Origin of the sequence: Methylobacterium indicum (genome assembly GCF_017347565.1) — a bacterium.
GTDB classification, from domain to species: domain Bacteria; phylum Pseudomonadota; class Alphaproteobacteria; order Rhizobiales; family Beijerinckiaceae; genus Methylobacterium; species Methylobacterium indicum.
In genome coordinates, this window is the sequence record NZ_AP024145.1 from 526,076 (window position 1) to 543,489 (window position 17,414).

Genomic DNA, 17,414 nt, shown 5'->3' on the forward strand with positions numbered 1-17,414 from the left:
GCAGGGTTGTCCGGGAAACGGGAAAAGGCGCGGGACATCCTCGTCCCGCCCCGGAGAGAAGTGAAACCCCCGCCCCTTCGTTTCCCCGGACAGCTCTGCGCGGAGGGGAGGGGTTCAGGCACCCCGCTCACGACCCCCGCATCGCGTTCATCGTCAGCAACTCGTAGGTTGCCGCCGTTTCCCCCGCCGCCGTCCGGATCTCCACGTCCCAGCGTACCTCGCCGTATTGCGGGTTGCGGGGCGATTTCTCCTTGGCGGTGAGCCGCACCCGGATCGCCTCGCCGGGCTGGAGCGGCTTGAGGAAGCGCAAGGAATCGAGCCCGTAATTGGCCAGGACCGGGCCCGGATCGGGATCGACGAACAGGCCGGCGGCGAAGGACAGGAGCAGGTAGCCGTGGGCGACGCGGCCGGGGAAGAACGGATGGCCCTTCGTCGCCTCCTCGCTCATATGGGCGTAGAAGGTGTCGCCGGTGAATTCGGCGAAATGCTCGATGTCCTCGAGCGTGATCACCCGCTCGGCGGAGTGGAAGCTGCGGCCGATCTCCAGGTCCTCGAAGTGGCAGCGGAACGGATGCTCGGGGCGGATGTCCTCCGGCGCGCCCTTGATCCAGCTTCCCGTGATCCGGCTCAGCATCGCGGGCGAGCCCTGGAGGGCGGTGCGCTGCAGGTAGTGGTGCAGCGCCCGCACGCCGCCGAGCTCCTCGCCGCCGCCGGCCCGGCCGGGGCCGCCATGGGTCATGTGCGGCATCGGCGAGCCGTGGCCGGTCTGCTCCCTGGCGCAGTCGCGGTCGAGGACGACGAGCCGGCCGTGATAGGCGCCGATGCCGAAGACGAGGTCCGCGGCCGCTGCCGGATCGTGGGTGTAGAGCGAGGCGACGAGGCTCCCTTCGCCGCGATTGGCGAGGGTCGCCGCCTCGTCGAGCCCGTCATAGCCCATCACGGTGCAGACCGGGCCGAAGGCTTCGAGGCTGTGCACCTGGCGCGCCCGGAGCGGATCGGCACAGTGCAGGAGCAGCGGCGGCAGGAAGGCGCCGGCCTCGGCATCCGCCCCCTCGACCGCGAGACGGGCGGGATCGCCGAAGACCAGCTCGGCCTCCGCCCGCAGGGCCTCGACCCGGGCGAGCACGTCGCGGCGCTGCGCGAGGCCCACCACCGGCCCCATCCGGACGTCCTCGCGGGCGGGATCGCCGATCTTGACCCCGGCGAGGCGCCGGCTCAGGGCCTCGATCACCGCCGGGACATGCTCGCGCGGTGCCAGCGCCCGGCGGATCGCCGTGCATTTCTGCCCGGCCTTGACGGTCATCTCCTTGGCGACCTCCTTGACGTAGAGGTCGAATTCCGGGCTGCCCGGCCCGGCATCGGGGGCGAGGATCGCGGCGTTGAGCGAATCGCGCTCGGCCACGAAATGCACCGCCTCGCGGGCGATCACCGGATGGCGCTGGAGCCGCTGCGCCGTCTCGGCCGAGCCGGTGAACGACACCACGTCCTGGCCGGTGAGGTGATCGAGCAGGTCGCCGGTCGGGCCGACCACGCATTGCAGCGCGCCTGCGGGCAGGATGCCGGATTCGGCGATCAGCCGCACCAGGGCATGGGCGACGTAAGCCGTGATCGTGGCGGGCTTCGTCACCACCGGCATGCCGGCGAGGATCGCGGGGGCGAGCTTTTCGAGCAGGCCCCAGCACGGGAAGTTGAAGGCGTTGATGTGGACGGCGCAGCCGTGGCGCGGCGTCATCACGTGGCGCCCGACGAAGCTGCCGCCGCGCGACAGCGGCTCCACCGCCCCGTCGATCAGGAAGGTCGCGTTCGGCAGTTCCCGCCGCCCCTTCGAGGCGTAGACGAACAGGGTGCCGATGCCGCCGTCGATGTCGATCAGGTTGTCGGTGCGGGTCGCCCCGGTCTGGTGGGAGAGGGCGTAGAGCCCGTCGCGGCGCTCGTTGAGAAAGGCTGCGAGCCGCTTCAGCATCTCGGCGCGCTGGTGGAAGGTGAGACGGCGCAGGGCAGGACCACCGACCCGGCGGGCATGGTCCAGCACCTCACCCATCGCCAGCCCGCCGCCCGCGACCTCCGCCACCACGGCGCCGGTCACGGCGCTGCGGATGCCGGTCCAGTCTCCCCCCGGCGCGATCCAGCGTCCCTGGACGTAGCTCTCCAGCCGCATGGCGTCCCTCCTGTTCGTTGGCGCCCATTATTGACCGACCGGCCGGTTGGTCAAGCGGGGGCGGACGTTCAGGGCTCGGAACGCGAACGGGCCGCGATCCCGCAGGGAGATCGCGGCCCGTGCCGTCCGGCGGGGAGGGCGCTCAGGCGGCGCGGATGCGGGAGAGGAAGCGGGTGACCTCGGTGCTGAGATGCTCGGCCTCCCGCGAGACCGAGGAGGCGACGGTGAGCATCCGGCCGGCCTCGCCGCCGGTCTGGCCGGCCGCGTCGGCGACACCCTGGATCGTCGTCGTGACCGCGCCGGTGCCGGCGGCGGCATGGCTGATGTTGCGGACGATCTCCTGCGTCGCCACGCCCTGCTCCTCGACCGCCGCCGCGATCGTGGTCGAGATGTCGCTCAGGGTCCCGATCCGGCCGGCGATCGTGCCGATCGCCTCGACGGCCTCCCGGGTCGCGCCCTGGATGCCGCCGATCTGCGCCGAGATCTCCTCGGTGGCCTTGGCGGTCTGGGTGGCGAGCTGCTTGACCTCCGCCGCGACGACCGCGAAGCCCCGTCCCGCCTCGCCGGCCCGGGCCGCCTCGATCGTGGCGTTGAGCGCCAGAAGGTTGGTCTGGCCGGCGATGCCGTTGATCATCGCCACCACGTCGCCGACCCGCGTCGCCGCCTGGCTCAGGGTCCGCACCAGCTCGGCGGTCTGCGCCGCCTCGGCCACGCTCTCCTTGGCGAGGGCGGCCGAGCCGGAGACCTGGCGGGCGATCTCGCCGACCGAGGTGCTGAGCTGCTGGGCCGCCGCCGCCACGGTGGCGACGTTGACGGAGGCTTCCTGCGCCGCCTGGGTCACCGCGCTGGAGCGCTCCGCCGTGCCGTCGGCGAGCCGCGACAAGCCTTGCGCGCTGGCCTGCAGCTCGGTCGCCGAGGTCGCCACCGTCCGGGCGATGCCGCCCACCGCCTCCTCGAAGGCGTCGGCGAGGGACGCGGTCTGCGCCCGGCGGGCGACCCGGCGCTCCTCGCTCTCCCGGGCGTGGCGCGCCTCGAGATCGGTCGCGAGGTTGGTCTTGAAGGATTCCAGGCTGCGGGCCATGTCGCCGACTTCGTCGCGCCGCTGCGTCCCCGGGACCTCGGCCTCGTAGTCGCCGGCCGCGATCCGGCCCATCGCGGCCCCGACCGAGGCGTAGCCCCGCACCAGCGCCCGGTAGGCGAACCAGGCCAGCGCCACCACCGAGCCGATCGTGACGGCGAGGAGGCCGATCACCAGCGCGAAGGCGAGATGCGCCCGCGCCTCGCCGTCCTCCACCGCCTGCTTGGTGCGGATGTCCAGCATCCCGTAGAAGTCGTCGATCGGCTTCATGATCCGCGCCTTGGCGGCATGGTACTCGTCGGTATGGACGAGCCGGATCGCCTCGTCGCGGGCCCCCGCCTCGCCGCTCTCGGCGAGCTTCATGGCGGCGTTCGCGACCTTCACGAGGTCGTTGGAGTTGCGGACCGATTCGGCGAGCTTCTCCTTCTCCGCCCCCGTCACGCCGAGGCGGTCCATCAGCGTATCGACCGAGACGGTCTCGCCGTCCGGGCGCGGCTTCGCGTCACCGGCCGCGACGTAGTCCCAGTAGATGCGGTGGTAATCGACCGGGCGCGGCTTCCGGCCGGCGCGGATATCGACGACGTCCTTGTACTGCTGTTTGTACCCGGGCTTGCCGGTCGCGATGTAGGTCCGCCCCAGGCGCGTCAGGTCGTCGGAGGTCTGCCGCAGCTCGTCGGCGAGCAGCATCGAGGCGAGGCGGTTCTCGTTCGCCGTCTTGATCTGTCCATCGGCCTGTCGGTAGAGGACGACCGCGCCAGCCAGCATCACGCTCGACACCAGGCTGACCGCACATAGACCGACGAACTTCCGCGCGAGACTCATGACACTCCCCTCTGGCCGGAGCGCCCCTTCTCGTCTCTCGGGATTGAGATTTCCTTGATCGCTGCGTAAGGCGGCAGCGAATACGGCGGAAATTGCGTCAGAAAAATAGTGGAAACGCAATTTTTTCGATGGAACCTTGCGTTCGCTTCGGCGTTCGGGTCCCATTCCGTCGGGTTCGGGGGGCGGCCGCCGGGGCGTCGCCCGGCGGCCGGATCGTCTTGGCTCAGCCCGCCCGGGCGGCGGCGGCCACCGCCGTCACCGCCGTCATGTTGACGATGCCGCGCACGGTGGTGGTGTGGGTGAGGATGTGGACCGGGGCGGCCGCACCCAGCAGGATCGGCCCGACGCTGATGCCCTGACCCGCCACCACCTTGAGGGCGTTGAGGGTGATGTTGGCGGCGTCCAGGTTCGGCATCACCAGGAGGTTGGCTTCCCCGGTGAGGCGCGAGTCCGGAAACACCCGCTCCATCAGCGGCCGGCTCAGCGCCGCGTCGGCCTGCATCTCGCCCTCGACCTCGAGATCGGGCTCGCGCTCGGTGATCAGCCGCAGGGCCTCGCGCATCTTGGAGGCGGAGGGGTTGCGGGCGGTGCCGAAGCTCGAATGCGAGACGAGCGCGACCCGCGGGGTCTGGCCGAAGCGGCGCATCTCGGCCGCGGCGAGCAGGGTCATGTCGGCGAGCTCGTCCGAGGCCGGATCGAGATGGATGTAGGGGTCGCAGATGAACAGGGTGTGGCGCGGCAGCTGGAGCAGGCTCATGGCGGCCAGCGCCCGCACCTTCGGCGCCAGGCCGATCACCTCCCGCACGTGGCGCAGGTGGCTGTGATAGGAGCCGGTGCCGCCGCAGAGCAGCCCCTGGACCTTGCCGAGCTGCAGCAGCATCGCCCCGATCACGGTCGGGTTGCGCCGCGTCTCGGCGAGCGCCACGCCGCGCGACAGCCCGTGGCGCTTGCGCAGGGCGTAGTAGCCCTCGGTCGCCTCGGCCTGGAAAACCTCGTCGTCGAGATCCTGCACGTCGACGTCGCGGCCGACCTCGATGCGAAGACCCAGCGCCTTCATCTTGTCGGCGATCACCTCGCGGCGGCCGACCAGGACCGGACGGGCGATCCCCTCGTCGACCACCACCTGGGCGGCGCGCAGCACCCGGTCGTCCTCGCCCTCGGCATAGGCGATGCGGGTGCGCCCGGCCTCGGTTGCCGCGGCGAAGACCGGCTGCATCACCGTGCCGGAGGTGTAGACCCGGCTCTCCAGCGAGCGGCGATAGGCCTCGACGTCGAGCATCGGCTTCGTGGCGACGCCGCTCTCGGTGGCGGCGAGCGCCACGGCGGGCGCCACCTTGGTGATGAGGCGCGGGTCGAACGGGCGCGGGATCAGGTAGTCGGGACCGAAGGCGATGTCCTGGGTGCCGTAGGCGGCCGTCACCACGTCCGACTGCTCGGCGCGGGCGAGTTCCGCGATGGCCCGCACCGCGGCGAGCTTCATCTCCTCGTTGATCGTCGTCGCGCCGACATCGAGCGCGCCGCGGAAGATGAACGGGAAGCACAGGACGTTGTTGACCTGGTTCGGATAGTCCGAGCGGCCGGTGGCGATGATCGCGTCGGGGCGCACGGCCTTCGCCGCTTCCGGCCGGATCTCCGGCTCGGGATTGGCGAGGGCCAGGATCAGCGGCTTGTCGGCCATGCCCTTGACCATCTCGGGCGTCAGCGCGCCGGCCGCGGAGAGGCCGAGGAAGATATCAGTTCCCGGCACCGCGTCGGCGAGCGTGCGCGCCTCGGTGACCTGCGCGTACTGCGCCTTCTGGGCGTCGAGGTTGTTGCGGCCCTGGTAGATGACGCCGCGGCTGTCGGTGACCAGCACGTTCGCCTTGTTCAGACCGAGGCTGACGAGCAGGTTGAGGCAGGCGATGGCCGCCGCCCCGGCGCCCGAGCAGACGACGCGGACCTCCTCGATCTTCTTGCCCACTACCTCGAGGCCGTTGAGGATCGCCGCGGCGGCGATGATCGCGGTGCCGTGCTGATCGTCGTGGAAGACCGGGATCTTCATCCGCTCACGCAGGCGGGTCTCGATCTCGAAGCACTCGGGGGCCTTGATATCCTCGAGGTTGATGCCGCCGAAGGTCGGCTCCAGGCTCGCGATGATGTCGACGAGCTTGTCCGGGTCGGTCTCGTCGATCTCGATGTCGAACACGTCGATGCCGGCGAACTTGCGAAACAAGCAGCCCTTGCCCTCCATCACCGGCTTGCCGGCGAGCGCGCCGATATTGCCCAGCCCCAGCACCGCCGTACCGTTCGAGATCACCGCCACGAGGTTGCCGCGGGACGTGAGTTCCGCGGCCTGGGCCGGGTCCTTCTCGATGGCGAGGCAAGCGGCGGCGACGCCCGGCGAGTAGGCGAGCGCGAGGTCGCGCTGCGTGCTCATGTCCTTGGTCGGCAGCACCGCGATCTTCCCCGGGGTCGGGAAGCGGTGGTAGTCGAGGGCGGCCTTCTCGAATTGCTCGTCCACGGGGTGTCCTCCTGATGTGTGGGATGGCGGCGCGCGGAGCCGTTTCCCGGCCAGTGCCGTTCGAGGGCACCGATCGGGATGGCAACGCTCAAGGTTAGTGTCGTGATCTCCGCGGATATGCGGGGTTGCACCACGCGGCTGTTACGTCGGCCTGGGCGATGAACGATAAGCTAGACTTTGCCGCCCTGACGCAGACGACCTTCAAGAAGGCGCAGGTTTCCCCTCTCCCCGCGGGCGGGGAGAGGACTTCATCGACCTTGTCGTCGATGAAGTGAGCTGCGAACCGCAGGTTCGCTGCGAGGGTGAGGGGGTGTTTCCGGAAGAGTCTCGTTCGTCGAGACCCCCTCACCATCGGCTGCCGCCTCGTCTCGCCCCCGACAAGGGGGGCTCGACCCTCTCCCCGCCCGCGGGGAGAGGGGGACATGCGCGTCCTCGGTGAGAAAGCCTGGAAGCGGGGCGAGGCGATCTCCGCCCCGCCCATCACCTCAATGCGCCTTCTTCTTCGGCATGTAGAGGTCGGTGATCGTGCCCTCGAAGGCCTCGGCCGCCATGCCGACCGTCTCCGACAGGGTCGGGTGCGGGTGGATGGTCATCCCGATATCCTCGGCATCCGCCCCCATCTCGATGGCGAGCGCGGCCTCGGCGATCAGGTCGCCGGCGGACGGGCCGACGATGCCGCAGCCGACGATGCGGTTCGATTCCTCGTCGAACAGCACCTTGGTCAGGCCCTCGTCACGCCCGAGCGACAGCGAGCGGCCGCTCGCCGCCCAGGGGAAGACGCCCTTGCCGACCTTGATGCCCTTGGCCTTGGCCTCGGTTTCCGAGAGGCCGACCCAGGCCACCTCCGGATCGGTATAGGCCACCGACGGGATCACCTTGGCGTCGAAGAACGAGTTCTTGCCGGCGGCGGCTTCCGCCGCGACCTTGCCCTCGTGCACCGCCTTGTGGGCGAGCATCGGCTGGCCGACCACGTCGCCGATGGCGAAGATGTGCGGGGCGGTGGTGCGCATCTGCTTGTCGACCGGGATGAAGCCCCGCTCGTCCACCGCGACGCCGGCCGCCTCGGCGCCGATCAGCTTGCCGTTGGGACGGCGGCCGACCGAGACCAGGATCTTGTCGAAGGTGTCGGTGGCCGGGGCCGAGCCGCCCTCGAACGTGACCTTGAGGCCTTCGGGCAGCGCCTCGACGGCGGTGACCTTGGACTTCAGGTAGATCGCCTCGTACTGCTTCGAGATCCGCTTGAAGAGCGGGGTGACGATGTCCTTGTCGGCGCCCGGGATGATCTGGTCCATCAGCTCGACGATGGTCACCTTGGACCCGAGCGCGTGGTAGACCGTCGCCATCTCGAGGCCGATGATGCCGCCGCCGATCACCAGGAGCCGCTTCGGCACCCCGTCGAGTTCGAGCGCGCCGGTCGAGTCGATCACCCGCGGGTCGTCGTGCGGGATGAACGGCATCTTGATCGGCTCGGACCCGGCGGCGATCACCGCGTTGTCGAAGCCGATGACCGTCGTCTTGCCCTCGTGCTCGACCGCGATCTGGTGCGGGCTGACGAAGCGGGCGGTGCCGGTCACCACCGTCACCTTGCGCTGCTTGGCCAGACCCCCGAGGCCGCCGGTCAGGCGCTTGACCACGCCTTCCTTCCAGTTCCGCAGCTGATCGATGTCGATCTGCGGTGCCGCGAAGCTGATGCCGTGCGAGGCCATCGCCTGGCTCTCGTCGATCACCTTGGCGGCGTGGAGGAGCGCCTTCGAGGGGATGCAGCCGACGTTGAGGCACACCCCGCCGAGGCTCGCCCAGCGCTCGACCAAAACAACCTTCTTGCCGAGATCGGCGGCGCGGAACGCCGCCGTGTAGCCGCCGGGACCGGCGCCGAGCACCAGCACCTCGGCCCGCATCGCCTCGCCGGAGACCGGGGCCGCACCCTTCGGGGCGGGCGCGGCGGACGCCCCCGTCCCGCCGGCCGTGGCCGGCGAGCCGTAGCCCGCCTGGCCCGCACCCGCCGCGAGCGGCGAGCCGCCCGCGGAGGCTGCCGGGGCCGCCTTCTCGGCGACCTCGGGCTTGGCCGGCGCGGCGCCGGCGCCGGCGCCCTCCAGCACGAGCAGCAGGTCGCCCTGCGTGACCGCGTCACCCGGCTTGATCTTCACCTCCTTGACCGTGCCGGCCACGGAGGAGGGGACGTCCATGGTCGCCTTGTCGGATTCCAGGACGACGATGGTGTCGTCGACCGCGATCGTGTCGCCGGCCTTGACCAGCACCTCGATCACCGGGACGTTCTTGAAGTCGCCGATATCCGGCAGACGGACTTCGTTGCTCATCGGATCACCTCGCTGCGTGGTTCGTCAGACGACGAGGCGCCGGACGTCCTCGAGGACGTGGGCAAGGTGGCGGGTGAAGCGCGCGGCCAGCGCACCGTCGATCACGCGGTGGTCGTAGGAGACCGAGAGCGGCAGCATCAGCCGCGGCTTGAACTCGGAGCCGTTCCACACCGGCGCCATCTTGGAGCGCACCACGCCCAGGATCGCGACCTCGGGGGCGTTGACGAGCGGCGTGAAGCCGGTGCCGCCGATGCCGCCGAGCGACGAGATCGTGAAGGTGGCGCCCTGCATGTCGCCGCTGCCGAGCTTGCCGTCGCGGGCCTTCTTCGACAGCGAGCCGAGCTCCTGGCTGATCTCGACGATGCCCTTGCGGTCGGCATCCTTGACCACCGGGACGACGAGGCCGTCCGGCGTGTCGACGGCGACGCCGATGTTGTAGTACTTCTTGAGGATCAGCGCGTCCTTCTCGGGGCTCAGCGACGAGTTGAACTCCGGGTGCTGGCGCAGCGCCGAGACCGCGGCCTTGATCAGGAACGACAGCAGGGTGACGCGGTAGCCCTTGTCCTTGCCGGCGGTGTCGAGTTCCTTGCGGTAGGCGTCGGTCTCGGTGATGTCCGACTCGTCCGAATGGGTGACGAGCGGCACGTTGAGCCAGGCGCGGTGCAGGTGCGGGCCGGAGATCTTCTTGATCCGCGGCAGCGGCTTGACCTCGGTCGGGCCGAACTTCGAGAAGTCGACCGCCGGGATCTCCGGGATGCCCATGCTGCCGGTGGCGACCGCGGTACCAGCGGAAGCAGCCGGGGCGGCGGAGCGCACCAGCGAGCCCTTCACGTCCTCCTTGGTGATCCGGCCCTTCTCGCCGGAGCCCTTGATGCCGTTGAGGTCGACGCCGAGCTCGCGGGCGAGCCGCCGCACGGCGGGGCTGGCATGGACGTTCGAGAAGTCGGGGGCCGAGGAGGCCGGCGCCGCCGGGACCGGGGGAGCGGCAGGCTTGGCCGGATCGGGCTCTTGCTTCGGCATCAGGGCGGCGGTGTCGGCGGCGGGGGCCGCGCCGGCATTCGGGGTCGCGGCAGCGGCGGCGGCCGGGGCCTTCGCTTCAGCCTCGCCCTTCAGGAGCAGGACCGGGCTGCCCTCGCTCACCGTGTCGCCGACCTTGACCAGGATCTTCTCGATCACGCCGGCCGACGGGGAGGGGACCTCCATCGTCGCCTTGTCGGATTCGAGCGACACGATCGGGTCCTCGGCCCCGATGGTGTCGCCCTCCTTCACCAGGATCTCGATGATCGGGATGTTCTTGAAATCACCGATATCCGGGATCTTGACCTCGATCGACACTGCGCACTCTCCCGATTGATTTGCTTAATACGTCTTTACGAAGATCGAATTCCCGACGCGCGAGGCAGCTCTCGCCCGGGCATCCGCTATCGCATCTCCACAACTCGGTCTGATTGCTCTCTTCCCCTGGAAGGCGCGCACCTCTCCTCCCCCCTGTGGGGAGGAGTTGGAGGTGGGGGTGGTGCAGGAGGCACCGCATAGCTTTACGCGGAACCACCCCCACCCCTGACCCCTCCCCACAGGGGGGAGGGGAAGGCGCACGAATTTACAGAGGGTTAGCTCTCAGAGGAGACGTGTGAAACCGAACGGACATCCGGGAGAGGGGACCTCGCACGTCTTGACCAATCACACCGTCCAGGGGGCCGGCTTCTCCGGGTTCAGCCCGTACTTGGCGATCGCCTCGGCGACCTTGGCGGCCGGCACGGCGCCCTCCTCGGCCAGGCTCTTGAGCGCCGCAACGACGACCCAGTAGCGGTTGACCTCGAAGAACTCGCGCAGGCGCACCCGGTAATCCGAGCGGCCGAAGCCGTCGGTGCCGAGCACCTTGTAGCGGCCCGGCACGTAGGGGCGGATCTGGTCGGCGAAGAGCCGCATGTAGTCGGTCGCCGCGATCACCGGGCCCTGACGGCTCGACAGGCAGGTCTCGACGTAGGACGTCTTCTGCGTCTCGGTCGGGTGGAGCATGTTCCAGCGCTCCACCGCCATCGCCTCGCGGCGCAGTTCGGTGAAGCTCGGGCAGGACCAGATGTCGGCACTGACACCGAAATCCTGCTCCAGAAGCTCGGCCCCGGCGATGACCTCGCGCAGGATCGTGCCCGAGCCCATCAGCTGGACGCGGTTCGCCGCACCCGCCTTGCCTTCGCGGAACAGGTACATGCCCTTGAGGATCCCGGCCTCGGCCCCTTCGGGCATGCCGGGATGCTCGTAGTTCTCGTTCATCACCGTGATGTAGTAGAACACGTCCTCCTGCTCGGCATACATCCGGCGCAGGCCGTCCTGCACGATCACCGCCACCTCGTAGGAGAAGGTCGGGTCGTAGGAGACGCAGTTCGGGATGGTGGCCGAGATCAGGTGGCTGTGGCCGTCCTCGTGCTGGAGGCCCTCGCCGTTCAGGGTCGTGCGGCCGGCGGTGCCGCCGATCATGAAGCCGCGGGCGCGCATGTCGCCGGCGGCCCAGGCGAGGTCGCCGATGCGCTGGAACCCGAACATCGAGTAGTAGATGTAGAACGGGATCGTCGGCGCGTCGGAATGGGAGTACGAGGTCGCGGCCGCGATCCAGGACGACATCGCGCCGGCCTCGTTGATGCCCTCCTGGAGCATCTGGCCCTTCTCGTCCTCGCGATAGTACATCAGCTGGTTGGCATCTTCCGGCCGGTAGAGCTGGCCGACCTGGCTGAAGATGCCGAACTGCCGGAACATGCCCTCCATGCCGAAGGTCCGGCTCTCGTCGGGCACGATCGGCACGATGCGGTTGCCGATGTTCTTGTCGCGAAGCAGGGTGTTGAGCACCCGCACGAACGCCATGGTGGTGGAGATCTCGCGGCCCGCCGTCTCCTTCAGCTGGGCCGAGAAGGCGTCCAGCGGCGGGATCTGGAGGGACTGAGACTTGCCGCGCCGCGCCGGCAGCGGGCCGCCGAGCGCCTTGCGGCGCTCCATCAGGTAGGTGTGCTCCGGCGACCCCTCGGGGAAGCGGATGAACGGGATCTCGGCGATCTGGTCGTCGTTGAGGTCGATGCCGAAGCGGTCGCGGAACTGCTTGAGCACCGCCTCGCCCATCTTCTTCTGCTGATGGGTGATGTTCTGCGCTTCACCGGCCTCGCCCATCCCGTAGCCCTTGACGGTCTTGGCGAGGATGAGGGTCGGCTGGCCCTTGTGCTTCACGGCCGCGGAGTACGCCGCGAAGACCTTGCTCGGGTCGTGGCCGCCGCGGGTGAGCCGCCAGATGTCCTCGTCGCTCCAGTCCTTCACCAGGGCGGCGGTCTCGGGGTACTTGCCGAAGAAGTGCTCGCGGATATAGGCGCCGTTCTTCGACTTGAAGTCCTGGTACTCGCCGTCGACGCACTCCTCCATCAGGCGCGCCAGCATGCCGGTGGTGTCGCGGGCGAGAAGCTGGTCCCAGCCCGAGCCCCACAGCACCTTGATGACGTTCCAGCCGGCGCCGCGGAAGTTGGCCTCCAGCTCCTGGACGATCTTGCCGTTGCCGCGCACCGGGCCGTCGAGGCGCTGCAGGTTGCAGTTGATGACGAAGACCAGGTTGTCGAGCTTCTCGCGCGAGGCGAGCGAGATCGCGCCGAGCGACTCCGGCTCGTCCATCTCGCCGTCGCCCATGAACGCCCAGACCTTGCGGCCGTCGGTATTGGCCAGCCCGCGATGGTGCAGGTAGCGCAGGTAGCGGGCCTGGTAGATCGCCATCAGGGGCCCGAGACCCATCGAGACGGTCGGGAACTGCCAGAAATCCGGCATCAGCCAGGGATGCGGATAGGAGGAGAGGCCCTTGCCGCCGACTTCCTGGCGGAAGCTCAGCAGCTGCTCCTCGGTCAGGCGGCCTTCCAGGTAGGCGCGGGCATAGATGCCCGGCGAGGAATGGCCCTGGACGTAGATCAGGTCGCCGCCACGGTCGCCCTCGGCGCCGTGCCAGAAATGCATGAAGCCGGTGTCGTACAGGGTCGCGGCGGACTGGAAGCTGGCGATGTGGCCGCCGAGCTCCGACGAATCCTTGTTGTTGCGCAGGATGATCGCGATGGCATTCCAGCGGATCGCCGAGCGGATCCGGTGCTCGATCGCCCTGTCCCCCGGATGGGGGGGCTGCTTGTCGGCCGGAATCGTGTTCACATAGGCCGTGTTCGCCGAGTAGGGGACCGGCGCGCCCTTCTTGCGGGCCCCCTCGATGACCTGCTCGATGAGGAAGTGCGCCCGATCCGGGCCCTCGACCTCCAGCACGCCGTCGAGCGAATCGAGCCACTCCTGGGTCTCGACCGGGTCGAGATCGCGACTGCGTTCCACGTTGTCCTCCCTTAGGTCATACTCGATCGGCGAGTCGAGCTGCCGCAGGCGTCAGCATTGTTCGTGCCACCGCTATGCTTTCGCAACTCGTCAGGCATTGCAAGGGTTTAGCTTACCCGGTGGCGGGGCTGGTTCCGGTGATCCGCATCCCGCCCGTCGTTGCAGTGCGGAGATCCGGAACAGCCTCCGGGCCGGTGACCTCAAGTGTCCGACTTGCTCGGCGCCGACGCGCTGCCGCCGAAGCCTTGCTGGAACATCTTGAGGAACATGGTCTGCATCTGGTCCGCGTTCTGGGGAAATACCGTGAACCAGCTGCGCATGATCGTGTCGGGCGAGAAGCGGTCCATCTCGGCCATCATGCGCCGCTCGACCTCGGCCATCACCGCCGCCTGGAGCGGCTCGACGTTGGGAAGACCAACGAACTGGCGGGCCTCGACCGGGGTGCAATCGACCTCGACGCGGAACTTCATTGCATTCTTTCCTCTCGGTCCCCGATCGGAGCTTAGATCACCTTTTGATCCGGGTGGAAACCGGGCGGGACGCAAAAAATGCGGTGAAATCAAGGGCCTAGTCTGACACGCGGCAGCGCGGCCGCGCCCCGCGCGGCTGATACCCTCCTACGACGAAGGTCGTATGCGCCCCCCCTCGGCCATTCCGGCGGCCTTGTAAAGCCACATTGTGACGGACGGGCCGTTCTGTCACCGGTTGCGCTTGCCGTGTCGTCTCCCGACGTCTCGCGCCTCGCCGGCCCTCGCCTAGAGCCCTTCACGATCGCGCTGCAATCGCGAAGCTCTCTAAGTCTTTGTTTTGTCGCATTTTCTTCAACGAACCGGCATCCACTTCGTCGGAAAATGCTCTAGTCTGTCGTCTCCTGTACCTCATCTCGCTTCGCGCGGATGTCGTTTGGTCCCGCGTCGCTGGCCCAGGGTGCCGCGGCGAGGCGGCGCTCCAGGAAGGTCACCAGGGCGGTGACCCGGGCCGGGCGGGCGGCGCCCGGCGGCATCAGCAGGTTGAGCCCGACCGGCGGCGGCGACCAGCCCGGCATGACCCGTTCCAGCCGCCCGGCGCGCAGGTCGTCCCAGACCAGGAAGTCGGGCTGCACCGCCAGCCCCAGGCCGGCGCGGAGCGCCGGCGTCAGCGCGTCGGCATTGTTCGCCCGCAACCGCCCGGCGGGGGTCACAGTCACCTCGGTGCCCGTCGCGTCGCGGAAGTGCCAGCGCTCGGGGTTCGGCAGGTAGGCGTAGCCGAGGCAGGCATGCCCGGCGAGGTCGCGCGGATGCGCCGGCCGTCCGGCCCGGTCGAGATAGGCGGGGGCCGCGACCAGGGAGCGGCCGACCGCGCAGAGGCGGCGCAGGCGCAGGCTCGAATCGGCGAGCGCCGCGATCCGCAGCCCGAGGTCGAACCCGTCGCCGACGAGATCGACCTGGGCGTCGCTCAGATGCAGGTCGACCGCGACCTCCGGATGCGCGGCGAGGAAGTCGGGCAGGAGCGGGGCGACATGGGCGAGGCCGAACGACATCGGGGCAGCCACCCGCACGAGGCCCCGGGGCGAGGCCGATTGCGCCATCGCCTCGGCCTCCGCGGCCTCGCCGGCCGCCAGGATGCGGGCGGCGCCGTCGAGGGCGAGGCGTCCGGCCTCGGTGAGGGCGAGGCGCCGCGAGGTCCGGTGCAGCAGGGCGGCGCCGAGGCGGCGCTCGAGCCGGCTCACCGCCTTCGACACCGTGGCCTTGGACAGGCCGAGCTCGGTGGCGGCGCGGGAGAACGAGGCGGTCTGCGCCACCCGGGCGAAGATCGCCCAGGCCTCGAAATCGGGGAGCGGAATCGACGCCTCCGGAAACGATGGGTTTCGATTGTTTCTATTCTGGCGCTGGAGGGCAAGTCCTAGATTGCCGTGATCGCGACGGACCCGACGGCCCGCCCATCAGGAGCTTTCCGGCCATGACGACCACCCGCACCGCCACCACCTCCGCCGGCCTGCATCACGTCACCGCCATCTCGGGGCCGGCGCGCCGCAACCTCGACTTCTACACCCGGGTCCTCGGCCTGCGGCTGGTGAAGAAGACCGTCAACTTCGACGATCCGGGCACCTACCACCTCTATTACGGCGATGCCGACGGCGCGCCCGGCACGATCCTGACCTTCTTCCCCTGGGAGCATGTCGCTCCGGGCCGGGTCGGGGTCGGGCAGACCGAGGAGACGGCGTTCCGGGTGCCCGAGGGGTCGATCGGCTACTGGACCCACCGGCTGGTGGCGGCCGGCATCGCCTTCGAGGCGCCCGCCAAGGTTTTTGGCGAGACGGTGCTGCCGTTCCGCGATCCCGACGGGATGCGGCTCGCGCTCGTCGGCGTGGCGGGGGCGGAGGCCGAGCCGGCCTGGACCGGGTCCGAGGTGCCGGCCGAGCACGCGGTGCGGGGCTTCCACGGCGTGACCCTGATGCTGCGCCAGGCGGCGCCCACCGCCCGGGTGCTGACCGAGGTGCTGGGTCTCGCGGAGACCGGCCGGGAGGGGGCGCTCACCCGGTATGCCGGCGCCGCCGGGCTCGGGGCCCACGTCACCCTGCGGGAGGTCGGCGACTTCCTGCCCGGGCGCTCGGGCGGCGGCTCGGTGCACCACGTCGCCTTCCGGGCCGCCGACGATGCGGCGCAGGCCGCGATGGCGGAGCGGGCAGGGACGCTGGGATTGCAGGTGACCGAGCAGCGCGATCGCAACTACTTCCGCTCGGTCTACTTCCGCGAGCCCGGCGGCGTGCTGTTCGAGATCGCCACCGATGCGCCGGGCTTCGCCGCCGACGAGCCGGCGGAGGCCTTGGGCGAGGCCCTGAAGCTGCCGGCCTTCCTCGAGCCGCACCGGGCCGAGATCGAGCGGGTGCTGCCGGCGCTGGCGTGAGAGGAGGGACGGGGGCCGGGCGGAGACCCGGCCCCCTTTTCGGTAACCAATCGGTAAGCAAGCATGGTTACCCAAATCTTCCTGGATTTCTGGGAAGCTCGGGTCATGGTGGATCAGAACGACGTGGCCGGTTCGTCGGCCGGTTCATCGGCCGGCGCATCGGCCGGCGCGGCGCCCTCGCTCAAGGGCGGTGTCGCCGCCCTGTCCGGGTGGCGCAAGCTGAAGACGACGACGGTGGCGGGGTTGCTCTGCGCGGGCTGCGTCGGCGCCCTGTCGGGCGGCGCCACCGTGGCGCTGATGAACGCCGCCCAGGGCGGCGGTGCCGGCATCCCGCAAGCCGAGTGGACGCGGTTGAATGCCCGGGTCGAGGCCGGCGGCACCGAGAGCGCGCGGCTCGCCACCGATCTGTCGCTCCTGCGCGACCGCACGGTGCAGGCGCACGAGGCGGCCGACAAGGGCCGCGCCGAGGCCGGCGCCCGCCTGGGCCAGATCTCCGAGCGCATCGAGCGGCTGCAGCGCCAGGACGGCGACCTCGCCGGCAAGGTGGCGGCCCTCACGGAACGCCTGTCGGCGATGGCCGAGCGCCAGGAGCACGCCGACCGCGAGCAGGCGGCGCGTCTCACGGCGGTGATGGACAAGCTGGAGAAGCGCCCGGCGCCCGTGGCCGCAATCCCGGCGGTCTCGGCTCCGATCGCCCAGATCCCGGCGATCCACGCGCCCGCGGCAGCCGCTCAGGTCGCGGCAAGGCCGGTCGCTGCGGCGGAGCCGGCTCTCACCGGAAGCCTGCCCGACAAGCCGGCCGACAAGGCGAAGCCGCCCGCCATCGAAGGCTGGGTGCTGCGCGACGTCTATGACGGGATGGCGATGATCGAGAACCGCAACCGTCGCCTCGTCGAGGTCGGCCCGGGCGACACCCTGCCGGGGGCCGGCCGGATCGAGGCGATCGAGCGTCGCGGACGGACCTGGGTCGTGGTGACCACGAAGGGTCTGATCACCCCGCAGACCTGGTGAGGCACGGCCCGGTCGCGGGCCCGCCGACGGGGGTCAGGCGTGCTGGAGGGCGTGCCCGGCGGGGCCGGCCGGCGCAGGGCTCTGGACCGGCAGGAAGCCGGTCGCCGCACGGCGGCGACCGCGGTTCTTGGCCTCGGCCCGGGCGGACTTGGTCGGATGGAGAAGCTCGGCGAGGCGGGCGAGGCTCTCGGCGTCGTCGAGGTTCCGTGACTCGAAATCAGGCATGGGGGTCCCTCGGGCGCGCGGCCCGTGGCTGTCTGGGAAGACGCATACTCAGGTGAGAGAACCAATAACGACTAAGAA

11 protein-coding genes are annotated in these 17,414 nt (G+C 69.9%); 2 read left to right on the forward strand and 9 right to left on the reverse strand.

Annotated elements, in window-relative coordinates:
• Nucleotides 1–127: 127 nt before the first annotated feature.
• From paaZ to miv_RS02495, 8 genes are all read right to left on the reverse strand, one after another.
• Nucleotides 128–2,158, reverse strand: coding sequence for a phenylacetic acid degradation bifunctional protein PaaZ (gene paaZ, locus miv_RS02460; protein WP_207181263.1), 2,031 nt, complete (start codon nt 2,156–2,158; stop codon nt 128–130).
• A gap of 142 nt (nt 2,159–2,300) precedes the next feature.
• The gene (locus miv_RS02465; RefSeq protein WP_207181265.1) at nt 2,301–4,058 is read right to left on the reverse strand and encodes a methyl-accepting chemotaxis protein; all 1,758 of its coding nucleotides are present in this window, start codon (nt 4,056–4,058) and stop codon (nt 2,301–2,303) included.
• Between the two features lie 223 nt (nt 4,059–4,281).
• Entirely contained in the window at nt 4,282–6,558 is a 2,277-nt protein-coding gene (locus miv_RS02470; RefSeq protein ID WP_058620358.1) for an NADP-dependent malic enzyme, read from the reverse strand.
• Nucleotides 6,559–7,043: 485 nt separating this feature from the next.
• Nucleotides 7,044–8,876, reverse strand: coding sequence for a dihydrolipoyl dehydrogenase (lpdA, locus tag miv_RS02475; protein ID WP_207181267.1), 1,833 nt, complete (start codon nt 8,874–8,876; stop codon nt 7,044–7,046).
• Nucleotides 8,877–8,900: 24 nt separating this feature from the next.
• Nucleotides 8,901–10,211: a dihydrolipoyllysine-residue acetyltransferase gene (gene aceF, locus miv_RS02480; protein ID WP_207181269.1), complete on the reverse strand. Its 1,311-nt coding sequence runs from the start codon at nt 10,209–10,211 to the stop codon at nt 8,901–8,903.
• Nucleotides 10,212–10,556: 345 nt separating this feature from the next.
• On the reverse strand, nt 10,557–13,214 hold the full coding sequence (gene aceE, locus miv_RS02485; protein WP_207181271.1) for a pyruvate dehydrogenase (acetyl-transferring), homodimeric type: 2,658 nt from the start codon (nt 13,212–13,214) through the stop codon (nt 10,557–10,559).
• A gap of 200 nt (nt 13,215–13,414) precedes the next feature.
• Complete coding sequence (locus miv_RS02490) at nt 13,415–13,684, reverse strand: DUF6489 family protein (protein ID WP_048426950.1); 270 nt, start codon at nt 13,682–13,684, stop codon at nt 13,415–13,417.
• 386 nt (nt 13,685–14,070) lie between these two features.
• Nucleotides 14,071–15,036, reverse strand: a complete 966-nt coding sequence (locus miv_RS02495) for a LysR family transcriptional regulator (protein ID WP_207183360.1) — start codon at nt 15,034–15,036, stop codon at nt 14,071–14,073.
• A gap of 116 nt (nt 15,037–15,152) precedes the next feature.
• On the opposite strand from miv_RS02495, the gene miv_RS02500 reads away from it, so the two are divergent.
• A complete protein-coding gene (locus miv_RS02500; RefSeq protein ID WP_207181273.1) occupies nt 15,153–16,100 on the forward strand; it encodes a VOC family protein in 948 nt (315 codons plus the stop codon).
• 105 nt (nt 16,101–16,205) lie between these two features.
• Nucleotides 16,206–17,111 (forward strand): hypothetical protein, encoded by a 906-nt coding sequence (locus miv_RS02505; RefSeq protein ID WP_058619081.1) that lies wholly within the window; start codon nt 16,206–16,208, stop codon nt 17,109–17,111.
• Nucleotides 17,112–17,144: 33 nt separating this feature from the next.
• On the opposite strand, the gene miv_RS02510 is transcribed toward miv_RS02505, so the two are convergent.
• Nucleotides 17,145–17,336, reverse strand: a complete 192-nt coding sequence (locus tag miv_RS02510) for a hypothetical protein (RefSeq protein WP_058619080.1) — start codon at nt 17,334–17,336, stop codon at nt 17,145–17,147.
• Between the last annotated feature and the right edge of the window lie 78 nt (nt 17,337–17,414).

What these genes read in the sequence shown, in the direction of transcription:
- paaZ (WP_207181263.1), bottom strand. Translation starts at nt 2,158, where the DNA reads ATGCGGCTGGAGAGCTACGTCCAGGGACGCTGGATCGCGCCGGGGGGA.
- lpdA (WP_207181267.1), bottom strand. Translation starts at nt 8,876, where the DNA reads ATGAGCAACGAAGTCCGTCTGCCGGATATCGGCGACTTCAAGAACGTC.
- miv_RS02465 (WP_207181265.1), bottom strand. Translation starts at nt 4,058, where the DNA reads ATGAGTCTCGCGCGGAAGTTCGTCGGTCTATGTGCGGTCAGCCTGGTG.
- miv_RS02510 (WP_058619080.1), bottom strand. Translation starts at nt 17,336, where the DNA reads ATGCCTGATTTCGAGTCACGGAACCTCGACGACGCCGAGAGCCTCGCC.
- miv_RS02500 (WP_207181273.1), top strand. Translation starts at nt 15,153, where the DNA reads ATGACGACCACCCGCACCGCCACCACCTCCGCCGGCCTGCATCACGTC.
- miv_RS02490 (WP_048426950.1), bottom strand. Translation starts at nt 13,684, where the DNA reads ATGAAGTTCCGCGTCGAGGTCGATTGCACCCCGGTCGAGGCCCGCCAG.
- miv_RS02505 (WP_058619081.1), top strand. Translation starts at nt 16,206, where the DNA reads ATGGTGGATCAGAACGACGTGGCCGGTTCGTCGGCCGGTTCATCGGCC.